The 18,260-nt window shown below is 41.9% G+C and carries 17 protein-coding genes; 14 read left to right on the top strand and 3 right to left on the bottom strand.

Annotated features, from left to right (window positions below):
* Positions 1-88 precede the first annotated feature (88 nt).
* From AC1XUE_RS01885 to AC1XUE_RS01840, 10 genes are all read left to right on the top strand, one after another.
* The gene (locus AC1XUE_RS01885; protein ID WP_483354237.1) at positions 89-1,270 is read left to right on the top strand and encodes a THUMP domain-containing class I SAM-dependent RNA methyltransferase; all 1,182 of its coding nucleotides are present in this window, start codon (positions 89-91) and stop codon (positions 1,268-1,270) included.
* Positions 1,271-1,308: 38 nt separating this feature from the next.
* Positions 1,309-1,470: a hypothetical protein gene (locus AC1XUE_RS01880; protein ID WP_483354236.1), complete on the top strand. Its 162-nt coding sequence runs from the start codon at positions 1,309-1,311 to the stop codon at positions 1,468-1,470.
* Positions 1,471-1,615: 145 nt separating this feature from the next.
* The gene (locus tag AC1XUE_RS01875; protein ID WP_483354235.1) at positions 1,616-2,188 is read left to right on the top strand and encodes a hypothetical protein; all 573 of its coding nucleotides are present in this window, start codon (positions 1,616-1,618) and stop codon (positions 2,186-2,188) included.
* Between the two features lie 170 nt (positions 2,189-2,358).
* Positions 2,359-2,631, top strand: a complete 273-nt coding sequence (locus AC1XUE_RS01870; RefSeq protein ID WP_483354234.1) for a hypothetical protein — start codon at positions 2,359-2,361, stop codon at positions 2,629-2,631.
* A gap of 250 nt (positions 2,632-2,881) precedes the next feature.
* A complete protein-coding gene (locus AC1XUE_RS01865; protein WP_483354233.1) occupies positions 2,882-4,501 on the top strand; it encodes a hybrid sensor histidine kinase/response regulator in 1,620 nt (539 codons plus the stop codon).
* Positions 4,485-8,075: a response regulator gene (locus AC1XUE_RS01860; RefSeq protein ID WP_483354232.1), complete on the top strand. Its 3,591-nt coding sequence runs from the start codon at positions 4,485-4,487 to the stop codon at positions 8,073-8,075. The genes AC1XUE_RS01865 and AC1XUE_RS01860 overlap by 17 nt, the downstream gene beginning before the upstream one ends.
* 31 nt (positions 8,076-8,106) lie before the next feature.
* Positions 8,107-8,490, top strand: coding sequence for a response regulator (locus tag AC1XUE_RS01855; RefSeq protein WP_483355987.1), 384 nt, complete (start codon positions 8,107-8,109; stop codon positions 8,488-8,490).
* Positions 8,483-9,292: a CheR family methyltransferase gene (locus tag AC1XUE_RS01850; RefSeq protein WP_483354231.1), complete on the top strand. Its 810-nt coding sequence runs from the start codon at positions 8,483-8,485 to the stop codon at positions 9,290-9,292. The genes AC1XUE_RS01855 and AC1XUE_RS01850 overlap by 8 nt, the downstream gene beginning before the upstream one ends.
* Positions 9,274-9,861 (top strand): chemotaxis protein CheB, encoded by a 588-nt coding sequence (locus AC1XUE_RS01845; protein WP_483354230.1) that lies wholly within the window; start codon positions 9,274-9,276, stop codon positions 9,859-9,861. The genes AC1XUE_RS01850 and AC1XUE_RS01845 overlap by 19 nt, the downstream gene beginning before the upstream one ends.
* Before the next feature lie 168 nt (positions 9,862-10,029).
* Entirely contained in the window at positions 10,030-10,407 is a 378-nt protein-coding gene (locus tag AC1XUE_RS01840) for a DUF983 domain-containing protein (RefSeq protein ID WP_483354229.1), read from the top strand.
* Between the two features lie 28 nt (positions 10,408-10,435).
* Here AC1XUE_RS01840 and AC1XUE_RS01835 read toward each other — a convergent pair whose 3' ends face one another.
* Entirely contained in the window at positions 10,436-11,299 is an 864-nt protein-coding gene (locus tag AC1XUE_RS01835) for a helix-turn-helix transcriptional regulator (RefSeq protein ID WP_483354228.1), read from the bottom strand.
* 168 nt (positions 11,300-11,467) lie between these two features.
* Positions 11,468-12,136 (bottom strand): class I SAM-dependent methyltransferase, encoded by a 669-nt coding sequence (locus AC1XUE_RS01830; RefSeq protein WP_483354227.1) that lies wholly within the window; start codon positions 12,134-12,136, stop codon positions 11,468-11,470.
* Positions 12,137-12,432: 296 nt separating this feature from the next.
* On the opposite strand from AC1XUE_RS01830, the gene AC1XUE_RS01825 reads away from it, so the two are divergent.
* The 4 genes from AC1XUE_RS01825 to AC1XUE_RS01810 all read left to right on the top strand — a co-directional run bounded on the left by AC1XUE_RS01825 (position 12,433) and on the right by AC1XUE_RS01810 (position 18,027).
* Positions 12,433-15,237: a S9 family peptidase gene (locus tag AC1XUE_RS01825; RefSeq protein WP_483354226.1), complete on the top strand. Its 2,805-nt coding sequence runs from the start codon at positions 12,433-12,435 to the stop codon at positions 15,235-15,237.
* A gap of 198 nt (positions 15,238-15,435) precedes the next feature.
* Positions 15,436-17,148 carry a GMC oxidoreductase gene (locus AC1XUE_RS01820; protein WP_483354225.1) on the top strand — a complete coding sequence of 571 codons (1,713 nt, stop codon included), beginning with the start codon at positions 15,436-15,438 and terminating at the stop codon, positions 17,146-17,148.
* Between the two features lie 130 nt (positions 17,149-17,278).
* Complete coding sequence (locus AC1XUE_RS01815) at positions 17,279-17,467, top strand: hypothetical protein (protein WP_483354224.1); 189 nt, start codon at positions 17,279-17,281, stop codon at positions 17,465-17,467.
* A gap of 68 nt (positions 17,468-17,535) precedes the next feature.
* On the top strand, positions 17,536-18,027 hold the full coding sequence (locus tag AC1XUE_RS01810) for a peroxiredoxin family protein (protein WP_483354223.1): 492 nt from the start codon (positions 17,536-17,538) through the stop codon (positions 18,025-18,027).
* Positions 18,028-18,037: 10 nt separating this feature from the next.
* On the opposite strand, the gene AC1XUE_RS01805 is transcribed toward AC1XUE_RS01810, so the two are convergent.
* Positions 18,038-18,238, bottom strand: a complete 201-nt coding sequence (locus tag AC1XUE_RS01805; RefSeq protein ID WP_483354222.1) for a KTSC domain-containing protein — start codon at positions 18,236-18,238, stop codon at positions 18,038-18,040.
* Positions 18,239-18,260: the final 22 nt, after the last annotated feature.

The following is an 18,260-nucleotide window of genomic DNA, read 5'->3' as shown; positions in this document are numbered from 1 at the left end:
CAATGTCAGATAAAAGCTGAATCTTCCAAAGCAAACCAGTAATTTCGTGCTTTGTTTCATTGGACGCTATGTCCCGGAATTTTCTTTCATGTCTTTATATACTACCAAAGCACCCGTAACAATAACCTGTAACAAACGTCTGGCCCCTTACCTCGAACAGGAGGTCAAGAATTTGGGATTCAGGATTGAAGAAGCATTTATTACCGGTGTACGGGTTTCGGCATCCATGAATGAGTGTATCCGGCTGAATCTGAATCTATACTGTGCAAGTCAGGTGCTTTACAGTATAGAAAGGTTTCAGGCAAGAAATGCAGATGAGGTATATAAGTATCTTTTGAACATCAGCTGGGAAGATATCATTCCTGATCCCGGATATTTTTCAGTAACCAGTAACGTCCAGAATCCCACAATCAACAATAACATGTTTGCCAATGTGAGGGTAAAAGATGCCATTGTAGACAGGCTGAGAGAAAAACGCGGGACCAGGCCTTCAACGGGTTCTGAACTGGCAGGAACAGTGATACATTTATTCTGGAAAAACGATGCGGCTGAAATCTTTATTGATACTGCCGGTGATTCGCTTGCTCGGCATGGTTACAGAAAAATTCCAGGTCGGGCTCCGATGCTTGAAGCACTCGCATCCGCCACTATCCTTGCCGGACAATGGGACAGGAAATCGCCTTTCATCAACCCTATGTGCGGATCGGGTACATTGGCGATCGAGGCTGCTTTGATTGCAAGCAATAGTCGCCCCGGCTTATTCAGAGATAATTATGCATTTATGCACTTGCAGGGATATGACGAAGAGGTGTATTTCAAAGAGCAGGATCTGCTGGAGGAACAGATTATTGATGTGCCGGGGTTACGCATCATTGCATCCGATTACAGTGATTTGGCAATCATCAATGCTAAAAAGAATGCTGTTGCAGCAGGTGTTGCCAGTCTGATAGAATTTGATGTATGCGATTTTGCCGACGCCGAAGTTCCGGCAGGTGAAAAAGGAATATTCATAGTCAATCCGGAATACGGTGACAGGCTGGGTAATGTTGATGAACTGGAAGAAACTTACAGTCGTATAGGTGATTTTATGAAGCAGAAGTGTGGTGGTTACTATGGCTATGTTTTTACAGGAAATCTGGAGCTCGCAAAGAAAATCGGACTTAAAGCAAAAAGGCGTATAGAGTTTTATAACGGAACCATTGATTGCCGCTTACTCGAATATGAGCTTTACGAAGGCAGCAGAGTAAACAAAGCTGTCAATCCGGCATAATTTTGGTGTTACTGTATGTATTATCAACAAATATGATCATGAAACAGGCACAAACATCGAAAACCGGAAATGCGGGTAAAATGAAGCATGTTGAGAACAAAGATAACCTCGACAGCCGTCATAAAGAGGAAGAAATTGTAAAAGGTAATCATATTACGAATAACCAGAAGGAAGCAAAAAGTTCAACGAAGTCCAAATAAGGAAATCCCCGGAAACTGGCAGTTGGTTCCGGGGATTTTTTGCAGGCGATAAGTTCGGTCAGACGATGTGTTATATGCTTATTTTCTTGCTTGACATAACATCAGCTACAAAGTAAACGTTGGAAAAGAGAATAATCATAAAAAAATGAAGATATCTGTTTGGCTGATTCTTGTACTGTTTTGTCTGACTTCCTGCGGGTGGTGGGGTAATCAGCCTAGTTTTGAAGATGATTTTATTACATATACCATTAAAACCGGTTCTCACGAAGTGGAGAAAAATGCGAACAGCCTGTTTACCGGAACTTCCATGAGATTTCAGGCGGTGTTCGATAGCAGTTGCATCTATAAAACCAGGTTAGCAGAAAATCAACATGATATCAATAAGCTGCTGGGATTTTCCGATTGTAGTTCACAGCATCATATGAACAGTGCACGCTTTGGATGGAACTGGCGTGAAAATGCACTGCGTATCTATGCCTATACTTACGCAAATGGTGAAAGACAAGAAAGGGAGTTAGGGGTGGCTGAATTGGGAAAAACGATGACTTATGCTATCCGGATGGAAGGAAATAGCTATGTCTTCTCATTTAATGGAACAGAAACGACTCTCCCAAGGCATTGTTCTGGCGGACCAGGAGTAGCGTACAGACTCTTACCTTATTTCGGTGGTGACGAACCGGCACCGAATGATATCTACATTAAAATACGTAATCTTTAGCTTCCCGCTTTGGGGAAGATATGCTACGAGATTCAATCAAATCAAGACTTATAAGCAGCGTTTATGGGGTGCACGGTGTTTGTCAACGGCAATTAGATTACCTTTACCAGTAAGATTTGGGAATTTTTTCCCACGACTGATTGAATACATCGAATTGACCATCCACAACTATGAGGAATAATATTTCTTCCGATAAACATCAGCTACGCCTTTTAAAAAATTTTTTAACGACGGTTGGCGATTCCAATGAAGATACAAGCTATAGTACGGATCAGGAGCCGCTGGTTCAGTTGCTTATTAATCTTTGTAAGGATCTGGGAAAAACCTCTATTATTGAGGACTTTGACCAAGAATATGTTCATCCCATGATTACCATCCAGAAGTGGAACGTGGAACTGAAGGAAATTGTCGAGGAGGAGATCACAAAAGGGCTTGTGAAATAATTTGTTCTACTATGTAACCGCATGTGTTCAGTGGTATGATATTTTTATCATTTTACTTGTTAAGTTTGCGCGTATAGCTCAAAGCGTTGTGTTTTGACATATCAATCCGGGCTTAACAGGCGATAGATAGTACACATTGTATGCACACCCAATTTATTTCAAATTAACTGTCAGGTTTGTACACGTGATACAATATCCGGAATATTTTAACGGAACAGCTTGATGGCTCAAAAGTAATTAACAGTACGGCATGATTCTTATCGTTGACGACAGGCCAGAGAATATTCTACCTCTGAAGCGTATCCTTGAAATGCATGGATACAGGACAGACTCGGCAGAATCCGGGGAGGAGGCGTTAAAAAAAGTATTGTCTACCGATTATTCTGTCGTAATCATGGATGTACAGATGCCAGGGATGGATGGGTTTGAAGTAGCAGAGGCCATGTCTGGATTCAGTAAAGCAAAAGATATTCCCGTCATCTTCCTGTCTGCAGTAAATAAGGAGAAAAAATTTATTACCAAAGGCTACTCGTCAGGAGGAATAGACTACCTCACCAAACCGGTAGATACAGATATCCTGTTACTTAAAGTCAGGACTTTTAAGAAGCTTTTCGAACAACAACAGGAACTGAAAAGCATTCAGATTTCTTTGCAGAAAGAAATCGAAATCAGAAAGCAGGCACAGGAAGAACTTGACGGACGCAATATAGAGCTGCATTCTGTGCTTGAATCACTACCTCAGATTGCTTTTACCATGAGCGTCGACGGACGAATAGAGTACGTTAACGCGCATTGGTATAGTTATTCGGACAATGCCTTTACATTTCCCGAAGCGCATGTAGATGACCACATTGCGTGTCAGCAATTTTTGGCGCAGTTACAGAGCGCCGACGAATTTTCGCGGGAGATCAGGCTGTTAGAGAAGAAAAATAACACGTTCAGGCACTTTCTTTTTACAGCCATTCCGATACAACAGCAAAATATAACCACAAAATGGGTCGGTACTTTTACGAATATCGATCAGCAAAAAGTCGCCAATGAGATTTTAGAAAAGCAGGTTTCTTTGCGAACGAATGAACTTGTCAATAAGAATGCTGAACTCGAGACATCAAATCACGAGCTCCAGCAGTTTGCATGGGTAGTATCACATGACCTTAAAGAGCCTTTACGTAAAATACAGACCTTCAGCCATTTGGTGAAGGATAAATTTTTAGCAGGTAATGAGGAAGCCATCTCGTACCTTGACAGATCTATCGGCGCTTCTGCGCGGATGTCGTTGCTGATCAGCGACTTATTAGACTATTCACGCCTTTCTGTACAGGCAAGCTTCTCTCCTACCAATATCAACCAACTTATAGATGATATTCTGGAGGATTTCCGTGAGACTGTTTCGGAAAGGAATGTACAAATCTCAATAGGTACAATACCTGTTATCGATACGATTCCCAGCCAGATCAGACAGGTGTTTCAAAACCTGATTAGTAATGCGTTTAAGTTCTCCAGAAATCAGCCTGATCCTATAATCACCATTCATGGAGAGCTCACTGATCAGCTATCGATTGATAGCCCTGTAAGTATTAATGGAGACTTCTGCCGGATTACGATTGAGGATAATGGAATTGGCTTTGATGAAAAATTCCTGGACAGGATCTTCGTCATTTTCCAGCGCCTGAATAATCAGCGCAATTATGAGGGAACTGGTATTGGCCTGGCGATAGCCAAAAAAATCATAGATAAACATAATGGGCTAATTTCAGCTCAAAGCAGAGAGAATCAGGGCGCACGGTTTATTGTGGTCATTCCTGTCATACAACCCGTAGAGCCTGTAAATAGCAACGTCCCACAACCAACCAATGAGAAGAACTTCTAATTCAATTATTTATCAGCTGAAAATTGTATTTACTGCATCAGTTCTTCTGTTGCTGGTCAGCCTGATTGCTTCCTTTTACAGCACCCAGAAACTGATCTATAATTCGCAATTGGTAAATCATACCAATCAGGTTTTAATCGAGGCCGAAAATATTATCTCGTACATCAAAGATGCGGAAACGGGTCAACGTGGCTTTTTACTCACCATGGATCCAAGGTTTCTTGAACCCTATAATGGGTCTTACGAAAAAGCCAATGCTGCTTATAATCTCATCCTAGGTCTCACTGCCGACAGCAAGGTTCAGCAGAAATTATTGATTCCATTGAAGGAACGTTTAGAGGCACGATTCGCTCAGATGGACCGTGTCATTAACATGTCCAGAAATGACGAGACCTATATTCAGAGTTCAGAAAGGCGTGTGGCCGAGATGAATCGGGGTAAAAAAATTATGGACGATGTTCGTATGATCGTAAATCAGGTAAAGACTGAAGAGGAGAATATGCTCCAGGCCAGGTTAAGCCAACAGGAGCTTTACATTCGATATACACCCTATCTTCTTTTACTAGCAGCCCTGGTTTCAGTATTGATCACTGCATTTGCCTATATTCGAATACGTAGAGATATGGGTCAACGTATTGCCCAGCAGGAACAGGATGACAAGGTTTACCAGCAGACCCGCAGAAGAATAGCAGCCATGGAAGAAGTAACGGAACAGATATCCGGTGGCAATTATTCGGTACGATCCAGCGATAAGGAAGACGACGATCTGGGCCGTATATCGCTCGCGCTTAATACCATGACAGAGTCTTTGGAAAAAACGTTTAGGGAGCTTGAAGATCGTAACTGGCTGCAAGGTGGAATAGTGCAGATATCTGATGCTATACGAGGAGAGCGTATCCTGAAAAATTTGTCGGTCAATCTGATTGAGTCAATTACCGGTTATATCAATGCCCCGGTGGGTACCATATACATTCAGGATAAAGACTGGAATTTTAAACTTACTGCGGCGCACGCCGCTTCCGATGCGCCTGAATATCTTTTTGCGGGAGATGGTATCTCGGGGCAGGTAATACTCAGTAAAGAAATAACTGTTGTCAGCCAGATCCCGGAGAACTACATGACAGTGAAATCAACGATCGGTTTCACCTCTCCTGCCGCCATTGTCATAATTCCTCTTATGCATACAGGTGAATGTCTTGGAATTATAGAACTTGGATTACTGGCCTCACCTGACGAACTGCAACTGCAATTGTTCAAAGATATGCAGGATGCTATCTCTATTGGCGTGAATTCTGCATTGGATTACGTGAAGCTTCAGAATTTCCTGGAGGAAACCCAGGCACAATCTGAGGAACTGCAGGCGCAGCACAACGAACTTGAAAATCTCAATTCAGAACTGGAGGCACAAGCGCAAAAATTGCAGGCATCTGATGAGGAGCTACGTGTACAGCAAGAAGAACTGCAGCAGATTAATGAAGAATTGGAAGAGAGAAGCGGTCTGCTTGAAGAGAGGAATTACGAAATAAGAAAGAAAGCGGCCGAATTGGAGCTGACCACAAGGTATAAATCGGAGTTTTTGGCTAATATGTCGCATGAGCTCAGAACGCCATTAAATTCTATATTACTGCTCAGCCGTTTGCTGGCAGAAAATGAAGAAAAAAACATGACAGCTGATCAGATTGAATATGCTTCTGTAATTCGATCTTCAGGAAATGGGCTGTTAGGACTCATAGACGAAATTCTTGATCTGTCCAAGATTGAGGCAGGGAAAATGGAACTCGACTATGTACCCACTTCAGTCAAAGAAATAAGTCAGGATTTAAAAGCCATGTTTGCACCCGTTGCTAAGGACAAGGGACTCGAATTCGACATTCACATATCTGAACAGGTCGCCCCTAAATTTGAAACTGATAAAACCAGACTAGGACAGGTCTTAAAAAATCTGGTCTCCAATGCTCTTAAATTTACTTCGCACGGCAGTGTGAGTATTGATATAAGACCGGGCAAATCAGATGATAAAATTGAGTTTGAAGTACATGATACCGGAATTGGAATAGCCCCGGATAAGCTTCATCTCATATTCGAAGCTTTTCAGCAGGCTGATGGCTCTACGAAGCGTAAATATGGAGGAACAGGTCTTGGCCTTTCAATCAGCAGGGAGATCGTGAAACTGTTGGGTGGGGAAATATGGGTGACCAGCGACCCTGGACAGGGAAGCAGCTTTTTTATCAGTATTCCTGCCGGAAAGGAAGCGGCGATGGCTGCCAGAGAAAATGAAATATTTCCCACGCATGAGGTAACGCAGGTAGAAACAGGACCCGAAATAACTCCGGCATATGTTACTACCACCATACCTGAGAATCTCCCGGATGACAGAGGAGATATTCTTGCTACTGATAAAGTGCTACTAATCGTAGAAGACGATACGCTTTTTGCGCGAACATTGCAGGATTATACGAGGAAGCAAGGCTATAAATGTATAGTGGCTGTGAGGGGTGATGAAGGATTAAAACTTGCAGAGGTATTCAAGCCAATGGGTATTTTGTTGGATATAGAACTGCCTGTAATGAGTGGCTGGCAGGTTATGGATGCGCTGAAAAGCAATCCTGAGACGCGACATATACCAGTACATATTATGTCTTCACACAGGATGAAAAATGAGAGTTTGCTGAAAGGGGCCGTTGATTTTATCGATAAACCAATGATGGCAGACAGAATGAAGGAAGTATTTGAAAAGATAGAATATGTCATAAGCAGAAAATCGAAAAAGGTACTGATCGTAGAAGATAACAGCAAACATGCCAAGGCTCTCGCCTATTTCCTGGGTACTTTTAGCATCAATTCTGAACTGAAAAGCAATATAACCGAGGGCGTTGAAGCATTGCAAAATAACGAGGTTGATTGCGTGATACTGGATATGGGTATTCCAGATAAGCGTGCCTACGAAACGCTGGAAGAAGCAAAGAAAAATCCGGGATTTGAAAACATTCCGATCATCATCTTTACAGGCAAGAGCCTGTCGCTTTCAGAAGAGCAAAGAATAAAGAAGTATGCTGACTCCATCATTGTAAAAACAGCACACTCCTACCAACGCATGCTGGACGAAGTTTCATTGTTTCTTCATGTAGTAGAAGAAAATAAAAAGCCAGCTACCGATTTGGATCTGCGTAAACTGGGAGCATTGAGCGAGATACTCAGTAATAAGACAGTTTTGATTGCGGATGATGATGTGAGAAATATTTTTTCGTTGTCTAAATCGCTGGAAAACTACAAAATGAATATCGTTACTGCGCTAGACGGAAAAGAGGCGCTTGCACGTTTACATGAAAATCCGGAAATTGACGTCGTATTACTTGATATGATGATGCCGCAGATGGATGGCTATGAAACAGCCCGGCGGATCCGTGAAAATCATAAATGGAGAAATCTGCCTGTAATTGCGGTAACTGCCAAAGCAATGACCGGCGACAGGGAAAAATGTATCAACGCCGGTGCATCGGACTACATTACCAAGCCGGTGGACATAGATCAGCTTTTGTCATTACTGAGAGTGTGGCTTTACGAAAAAGCCTGAAAAAGTGAGGAATTATCTGAACAGGAAAATGATGAATAATAAAAAAGTGTTGATAATAGATGACGATGCAAGGAATATCTTTGCGCTGTCTGCAACGCTTAAATCCAGATCATATATATGTTTATCCCGTAATGGTGCTCCGGAAGCTATTGAGCTTCTTAAAGATGCGGATGATATTGACATTGTATTGATTGATATGATGATGCCGGAAATGGATGGATATGAGGCAATTCCAATTATTAAAGGGCTCCCTAATCACACGCATACACCAGTTATAGCAGTAACTGCACAAGCCATGGTTGGTGACCGTGAGAAATGCCTGGCTGCAGGAGCGGATGGATACATTTCGAAACCCATTGATGTGGATCAATTATTATTGCTACTAGAGAAAGATAATAGCGATAAAGATGATTGAGGATGAGGATATTGAACTGCTTCTTACAGATCTGTTCGAATTATATGGTTATGATTTCACGAGTTACTCCCGCGCTTCACTGAAGCGTAGGATTAATCGTCTGTATTCCCTGGACAAATTTCCGAGCTTTGCTGAATTGCGTTACCGCGTGAGAAGCGACACATCTTATCTGAAACGCTTTGTGGAAGAGATTACAGTCAATGTAACCGAGATGTTTCGCGATCCTGCCTTTTACCTTTCGTTGCGCAACGACATCTTACCTATCCTGGGCACAAAGCCATTTATAAGAGTATGGCATGCTGGCTGCTCTACAGGTGAAGAAGTTTATTCCATGGCCATCTTACTGAAGGAAGCAGATTTGTTACGAAAATCATTGCTTTACGCTACTGACCTGAATCCTACTGTATTGGAAAAGGTAAGAAGAGGTATTTTCCCGATGAATCAAATGAAGCAATATTCTGAAAGCTACATTGCCTCAGGTGGTGTAAAAGACTTTTCTGATTACTATACAGCCAACTATGGACAAGCTAAATTCAATAGTGAGCTTTCAGAAAAAATAATCATTTCAACACACAATCTGGTTTCAGACAGTTCATTCAATGAGTTTGACCTGATCCTGTGCCGAAATGTGCTGATATATTTTGATAAAAACTTGCAGGATAGGGTTTTAAAGCTTTTTGATTCAAGTCTTGGTTCACTGGGATATCTGGCATTAGGCTCTAAGGAAACCTTAAAATTCTCTATAGTACAACACAACTATAAGCAGTTGAACCGGGAGAAGATATGGAAGAAAGTAGTATAAAATCACAAATTAAAGCTGTAGTAATCGGCGGTTCGGCGGGAAGTTTAGAAGTGCTTTTTCAACTGCTTCCTCTCTTGCAGAATGATATCAATGTTTCAGTTGTAATCGTTCTTCATCGGCGTAGTTCCGCTGAATCCTCACTTTGCGACTTATTGGCTAATAAGTGCAGTTTACCACTTCATGAAGCGGAAGATAAAGATATCATAGAGCCGGGTCATATCTACCTGGCCCCTGCTGATTATCACCTTCTAGTTGAAAAGGACCAGTCATTATCTCTGGACGACTCAGAAAAAGTGAATTACAGTCGACCGAGCTTGGATGTTACTTTTGAATCGGTGGCTGATGCATATGGTCCATCCGCGGCGGGCATTGTCCTGTCGGGAGCTAATGATGACGGAACGCTGGGATTAAAAGTGATCAAGAGTATGGGAGGAATAATTATTGTCCAAGACCCTGAAACTGCGCAAATGCCGGTAATGCCTCAAAATGTTCTTACACATCTGTCCGTAGATCATATTTTTACCATACCGCAGATGGCAGATTATATTAATGGTCTGAAAGTGGACTGATTCGCTTTAGCAGTAAATGCTGTCGTTACATTCGAACGAAACTGATATTCGTTGATTAGTACCACAGATTATGGCATTAGTATTTAAATTTCCACCGCAAATTTGAGAACTTTGTAACTGTTCCCCACCAGTTGTTTGAGGACATTCTATTATTAATCTGACTTCGTCATGGCACATACAAACCGACTTTACAGCGTACTCTTCAACAAATGCCCTCGTTGCGGAGAAGGAGATTTCTTTATCACCAAAAGCGCATACAATCTCAGGAATTTCGATAAAATGAATAAGCAGTGTCCGAAATGCGGAGAAAATCTTGTGCCGGAGCCAGGATTTTACCAAGGTGCACTCTACATGAGTTATGCATTTTACGTGGCCTTTATGGTGGTATACTTCCTGATTTTTGTAAATTATTTCGAGGAATATCTGGATTACTTTTTGGTCAGTATTATTCCTGTTTTGATCCTGCTGACACCTTATTTCTACCGGCTGGCCCGCAGATCCTGGTTGGCACTATTTATCAAACCGGCTGAAAAAAAAGTGACCTGAAAAAGCAGATGAGCCGGAGGTTTTCACATCACTTGCTGACAGCATTTTGCCTGAACACCTCCGGTGTTACTCCTGCGTACTTTCGAAAAAATCTGGTGAAGTAAGAATTATCGTTAAAGTTTAAACGATATGCAATTTCTGCTACTGTGAGATGAGGCATAATCAGTAATCGTTTAGCTTCTAATAGCACTCTCTCCCGAATGACTTCTCCAGCCTGCTTCCCCAAATGTTCCTTTGCTAATGCATTTAAGTGATTAGGTGATACATGGAGTAATTCTGCATAGCTACCAGGTAGTCGCTTTTCAATAAAGTGAGTCTCAACTAATTTGAGGAAGTTTCTTACTACAACGTTCAGTTGGGGTACAGACAGCCCAGTAAAATGGGTATGGCCCTGCTCTATCGTAATAAAAATTTGCAATAGTGTCAACCGGATCATATCAACCTGCATAGTACCTTCCTGCTTTGCCTGTATGACCAGAGACTCAAACAAATTGTTGACTTGCCTGGCTAGTATTCCTTCCAGATTGAGCACTGCATTTTCGGTCACCCCATTTAGAAAAGAAAACATCTCCAGGTATTCGGGTCTCAGCAGAAAAGACTGAAAAAATGTCCCTGAAAAATTAATCACAAATCCTTTCATATTTCCCTCAAAATGCCAGGCATGAACCTGTCCGGGCACCATAAAATAGATTTGGTTTTTTACAACTTCAAATTCTTGAAAATCAATGGTGTGCATTCCATTGCCATCGGTAAAAAATACGAGATGATAAAAACTATGACGATGAGGAAATACCAGATTCTGATGTTCAGACAAATAATTGGATAATCTACTGATTATTAAATCATCTTCCGTATAATCCGATAAGGTGCATATATCAAGCCTGGGAATCATTGTTTGTCTTTATAACATCGTTAAATTGTAGCCTTAGGGTGCAAGTTAGATTATTTTTCGCTAGATGAGATTTTCTCAAATATACACTGTCAGGACGCAGCAGCACAGTCAATGTGATGATAACCGCCCTGACAAGTAAGATCTGATCTGGCTGGATGCAGCTATGTATCACTTCTTCCTGCACTTCAGAATAATAATATCCCGCTCTACCGGCTGCCCCATATTACCAACCGTAATATCAAGCTGCTCTATAACATCGTCAATTGCAAATCCTGCATTTTTAAGTAATGTAACTACATCCGGTTTTCCGTAAAGTGTGAATCCATATCGTGTGAATGGTAATTTATCCATAAACGACTTGTCAGCTAAAGCCAGATTAAACAATGCCCCTGGCTTCAACACACGGTATATCTCTGCTGTGTAGCCCGCGGGGTCTTTCCAAAAATAAATAGTATTTACTGTAAAAACCCTGTCGAACGAGTTAGCCATAAATGGGATCAATCTTCCATTAGACAATACGAATGTGACTTTCCCTTCCATAACCCGGGAGCTGTTGATTTGCGTCGCTTCGTTCACCATCGTTTCAGATATGTCCAGCCCGGTATAGGTGAGTTGCTCACATGATTGGAAAATAGTATTCACATGTTTACCATTACCCGGCCCTATCTCCAGGATTCTTTGTCCTTCCTCTATTTCAAGTAATGCAATGGTTGTGGCGATCATGCCATTATTGCTCAGGTTCATGATTTCCCCTGTCTTCACCCCACCCTGACCACTTGGATTACCTAACTGACTTGCTATTTCTTTCAGATCATTCTCTGTCCATTCTTTGTGCATGATGGTGCTATTTAAATATGGGTAAACTATGTGGTGTTCATTACATCTTCCAAAAGAGCGACTGTTACAGTACAATAGCAAACCGAACTACCCTTATCCTGTAATGATGTAGCATTAACCAAAGATTTAATAGTCCGGCATTATTGTATCCGTTGTCGTATTTTAGCATTATCCTCAAATTGATTAAGTTTGAGATACGCTAAATTGTTTTAGTTTCCGCTCAGCGGGCAAAAGCAGATAAGTATTCACATTTAACCTCATGGATGAAAACATTTTTTTTAACCACATGCGTACTGATGCTGAGCCTACCAATGTTTGCTCAGAAAAAGACATCTAAAGACAAGGGAATTACATCTACCAAGAAGCCTTTGGACCACTCTGTATATGATTTTTGGAAGGATAATACGGAGAGGTTTGTTTCCAACGATGGGAAATATTTCGTATATGGCCAAAATCCACAGGAAGGTGACGGCAGAATAGTAATTCGCGAACTTTCCGGTACAAGGGAAGATTCGATACCGAGAGGATCCGGTATCAGGCTGTCATTCGATTCCGAGTTTGCAGTCTTTCTGATCAAACCACAACTGAAACTGGTGAAAGATGCCAAAAGAGCAAAGAAAAAAAAGGAGGATATGCCCAAAGATTCATTGGCTGTTTACAATCTGAAAACGCGAAAGATTGAAAAAATCGCTAATGTGACGAGCTTCAAGCTTCCTGAAAAAGGGGGTAATTGGTTGGCTTATCAATTGGGAGCAGCTCCGTTACCCAAAAAAGACACATTGACAAAACCGGTAAAACCAACAAAAGCTCCTAAAAAGGAGAGTGATGATAATGGTTTCAAACTGGCAGTACTTGATGTAAAGTCGGGCAATACCGACACCTTTGACTATGTAAAGGAATATAGCGTATCGGAAGATGGGAAATGGCTCGCTTTTGCAAGTACAGGTAATGACTCTACAATCAAAGCGGGTGTTTATGTGTGGAATGCTGCAAGTCATTCGGCGAAATTGATTCACGAAGGTGTGAACAAACTTAAGTTCAGTAAACTGGCATTTTCTAAAAGTGACGGTCAACTGGCGTTTATCGTGGATGCTGACACCAATAGTAAAACCCAGATTCGTCTTCCAAAGTTATATTATTGGAAAGATGGAAATGACAAGGCCACATTGGTTGCTGATGAGCACAACCAGCCGGGTTTCAAAGGGTGGTTAGTGAATGCAAATTATACGCCTGAATTTTCGAACGATGGTAAAAGGCTTTTCTTCGGAACCAATCCGGTGCCTGTGGTGGCTGATACTACTTTATTACCGGATGAGATCGTCAATGTGGAAGTATGGCATTGGCAGGATAAACAGCTTCAAACCAGACAAAAAGTGACCGCTGAGCAGGATAGAAGAAAATCGTATCTGGCCATGTTTGAACCGGATTCCAGAAAGCTTTTGCAATTAGGTGATCAGCAACTTACCCGTACAGACCTTGTGAACCAGGGAGATGCGGATTTCATATTAGGGATTTCTGACTTAAAATATTCGCATGAACACTGGGATTGGAATCGCAAACAGGATGTATATCTGGTGAGTACAAAGGATGGTTCTAAAAGGTTAGTGAAGGAAAAACTGGAAGGCAATGTGAGAATTTCTCCTCTTGGGAAATATGCCTACTGGTTCTCAAATCCTGATACAGCCTGGTTTGCCTATGACATTGAGAAAGGACAGACAGTTCAGCTGACCCACAATACAAACGTCACGTTTGCAGACGAACAGGATGATCATCCTGACTTTCCGAATCCTTACGGTATGGCAGGATGGACTGCTAACGATGAACAGGTAATTGTTTACGATAGATATGATATCTGGAGTGTCACTCCAGCTGCCCAACCCATTCTCAGAAAGCTGACAAGCGGAAGAGAGCAAAGGAAGCAATACAGATATGTACGACTGGATCGCGATGAAAGAAACATTGACATGAGTAAGCCTTTGCTACTTTCAACATTTGCAGAAACAGATAAAAAAGAAGGTTATGCGCGTTTAAATACAGTAACCGGTAAAACGATTACACTGTACGAGGGCGACTTTAAAACTGGAAACGGCGTACTCATGCCTAAAACTGCAGATCGTTATTTATTTACAAAAGAAAGCTTCAGGGAGTACCCGGACTGGTACGTATCGGATACAAATTTCAAATCTGTAAAGAAGATTACAGACACCAATCCTCAGCAAAAGGACTACAGTTGGGGAAGCGTGGAATTAGTAAGCTGGATGGCCGGAGATGGAACGCCTTTACAAGGGTTGCTGTATAAACCGGATAACTTTGACCCGAAAAAGAAGTATCCGATGATGGTGTATTATTATGAAAAGAATACAGATAATCTGAATACGCACATTACACCGAAGCCGATAAGATCGTATATCAATTTCAGCTATTTCGCCAGCAATGGCTATGTGGTGTTTGTACCGGATATTGTGTATCAAATCGGTTATCCCGGACAAAGCGCTTATAACTGCCTTGTTCCGGGCGTTTTAAGCCAGATAGATAAAGGATTTATAGACAGAGAAAGAATCGGAATCAGCGGGCATAGCTGGGGCGGATATCAGACTGCATACCTTGTAGGGCAAACCAATCTTTTCAAGGCGGCTGAAGCCGGTGCTCCCGTATCCAACATGACAAGCGCCTACGGTGGCATCCGCTGGGACACAGGTCTGACCAGACAAGCTCAGTACGAAAAAACACAAAGCCGTATAGGTGGCACTTTGTGGGAAAAGCCCATGCAGTACATTGAGAATTCACCGTTGTTTTATGCTCCAAAAGTACAAACCCCCCTTCTGATGATGCACAATGACGACGACGGTGCTGTACCCTGGTATCAGGGGATTGAATTTTACATGGCTTTAAAACGACTTGACAAACCCGTGTGGATGCTGAATTACAATGGTGAGAAACATGGCTTAGGCAAACGTCAGAACATGAAAGACTTCTCGGTGCGACTATATCAGTATTTTGATTATTATCTGAAGGATGCTCCGATACCGTCTTGGCTTGGTGAAGGTTTACCTTATATTGAAAAAGGTATAAACCAACATCTCGAACCGATGAAAAAGTGATTAAAAGGGGCCATTCGATTAGGATTGCCTCTTGACCTTTTAGCCACTCCATTACAGGTTCAGCCTCACTTTTCTCGTCTTTGTATTGTGGATAACGCAAATTAAAAAACTATACAACAGTAATTCCCGCCCATATCCACATTTATATATTGAGCTTAAAATTAACTCGGTTTCACCTGAACTCATAACTATAATAAGATGTCATATTTTAACATTGATTCCCGACAACAACGAACGTTTGACGCCATCGTGATCGGAACAGGAATTAGCGGAGGTTGGGCTGCGAAAGAGCTCACAGAGAAGGGTTTAAAAACGCTTGTATTGGAAAGAGGAAAGGATGTTAAACATATTGTGGACTACCCTACCACCAACATGCAGCCATGGGAATTCGAGCATTTGGGACAACCCTCACTGGCACTGCGCGAAGCAAATCCGATTGTCAGTAAACATTATATTTTCAGGGAAGATGCCATGCATTTTGTAGTCAGAGATGCAGATCATCCATATATTCAGGATAAACCATTTGATTGGATGCGTGGCTACCAGGTTGGCGGTCGCTCACTTCTATGGGCACGGCAAACGCAGCGGTTCTCGGATTATGATTTCGAGGGTCCCGCACGTGACGGCTTTGCGGTGGACTGGCCCATCCGGTATAAAGACATAGCGCCCTGGTACAGCTACGTAGAGAAGTTTGCGGGTATATCAGGCAACAGAGATGGACTTGCGCATTTGCCGGATGGTGAGTTTCTGAAACCGCATGACATGACTTGTGTAGAAAAGCACTTTAGTCAGAAAACAGCTGGTAAATACAACAATTCCAGGCATATCATTATCGGAAGAGTCGCACATATTTCAGATCCCAAACCGATACATCTGGAGCAAGGCCGTGCTCAATGTCAACACAGAAACATGTGTCAGAGAGGATGTCCTTTCGGAGGCTATTTCAGTTCCAACTCCTCCACGCTTCCCTGGGCAGAGCGCACCGGGAATATGACACTGAGACCTCACTCAGTTGTTCAATCCATTATTTATGACGAGCAGAAACAAAAGGCTTCCGGTGTCAGGATAATTGATACTTTGACGAAAGAAATGACAGAGTTTTATGCAGATATTATATTTCTGAATGCTTCGGCTATTAATAGTAACCTTATTTTGATGAACTCAAAGTCTTCCAGGTTCCCTAACGGATTAGGTAACGATAGCGGGGTATTAGGGAAGTACATTGGTTTTCATAATTACCGGGGTAGGGTTTCAGCGGAGTACGATGGATTCCATGACTTTACAACTGATGGTCGCAGACCGAACGCAGCATATATGCCAAGATTCCGAAATGTAGCCAAGCAGGAAACTGACTTTTTGAGAGGTTATGCTGCATCTGTTTCTACCGCCAAACTAGGAAACTCAAGAGATGGACTTGGTGATTCACTTAAACAAAACCTTTTCAAGCCTGAAACCGGCGGCTGGAGTATCGGAGCGCAGATGATGGGAGAAACAATAACCAAGGAGAGCAACAGGGTAACGCTTGACCCGGTTGAAAAGGATGCCTGGGGTATCCCAAAGCTACGCATGGCGGTTGATTTCGATGATAACGATATGAAAATGGTTCAGGATTTCTATAATGAAATGTCTGAAATGCTGGATTCTGCGGGTTTTACCAATATCAAAACAGCCGATACCAAACGTAACCCAGGAAGTGAAAACCATGAAATGGGCGGAGTTCGTATGGGTAAGGATCCCAAAACTTCTATGCTGAATAAATGGAATCAACTTCATCACTGTAAAAATGTGTTTGTTACCGATGGGGCATGTATGACTTCCACGGCGACGCAAAATCCATCATTGACTTACATGGCTATTACAGCCCGGGCAGCCGATTATGCAGTAAAAGAAAAACGGAAAGGAAATCTATAAAGCTTCTATCTGCGACTGGTCCGGTATCAACTCAGGTACTGGCTGGATTGCAGCAGTCTTAAATTGTGATTAATCCTACCGCCGCACATCACATTTTAATTACCTTTGCCGCATCAGTAATTCATTTGTAATGGCAGTTCAAAAGTACAACGATGGTGCGCGTGTGAGCGTAAAAAATAATCCTGGAGTATGGGTAATCATGACGCATGAGACCATACAAAAAGGAGCCTCAACCAAATTTACAGGCAAAGTAAAGTGCAGAAATCCGGAGACAGGGGTAATCAAGTTTTTTAGTGAAAATGCCTGTACGCCGGTTTGATGCATTGAGTAAATCCGTTTCATATTGCAGCATGCTATTCGCTATTAACCATTAAAATTTAGAATCTAATGACTACTAAAAAGCTTTTAAGCTTAGCAGCTGCTATGCTTTTTGCAACTAGTGTTTTCGCTCAGGGGGCGCTTGGAGTGAGAAAAATAGCTCCTTTTAATATCAAGTTGACTACCGGTCAGAATTATACAGCTGCTCAAATGGCTCCAGGTCCCGCTGTATTGATTTACTTTTCTCCTGACTGTGATCACTGCCAGCATTTTACGGAAGATATGGTAAAAAATCAAACGGCCATTGCCGGAAAACAGATTGTGATGGTTACTTTTCAGGACATGAATATGCTTGCGCCATTCGCCAAGAAATATAAGCTGGCACAATATCCGAACATAAAAGTGGGGACAGAAGGGCTGACCTATGCTGTTCAGCGTTACTATCAGATCCGCTCTTTTCCTTACATTGCCATTTATGATAAAACAGGAAATCTGGTGAAGACTTACGAAGGTGAGCAACCTCATGCGGAGATATTTAAAACGATTAAAGCAGTGAAGTAATCAGGCATCGTCAGCCATTGACTTTTTCGAAACGGTAGTTTCCTTTGATATTGTTGTTGAAATACGTTCCTTTAGAAATAGCAGTCCTGAATGAATCAAAAACATCCGCAGAAACTGAAAAATAATCATACACGGTCCCGGACACAAAAGTGATTCTCAATGTTGAGGAATACTCCAGATAAGTGAAAGCTTTGATGACTGTGGATGGCATGGGTTGAAATAACAAAAATTAT

The sequence above is a fragment of the Dyadobacter sp. HNCC25DJ187 genome (assembly GCF_056895255.1).
This window is presented reverse-complemented; position numbering and strand designations above follow the sequence as displayed.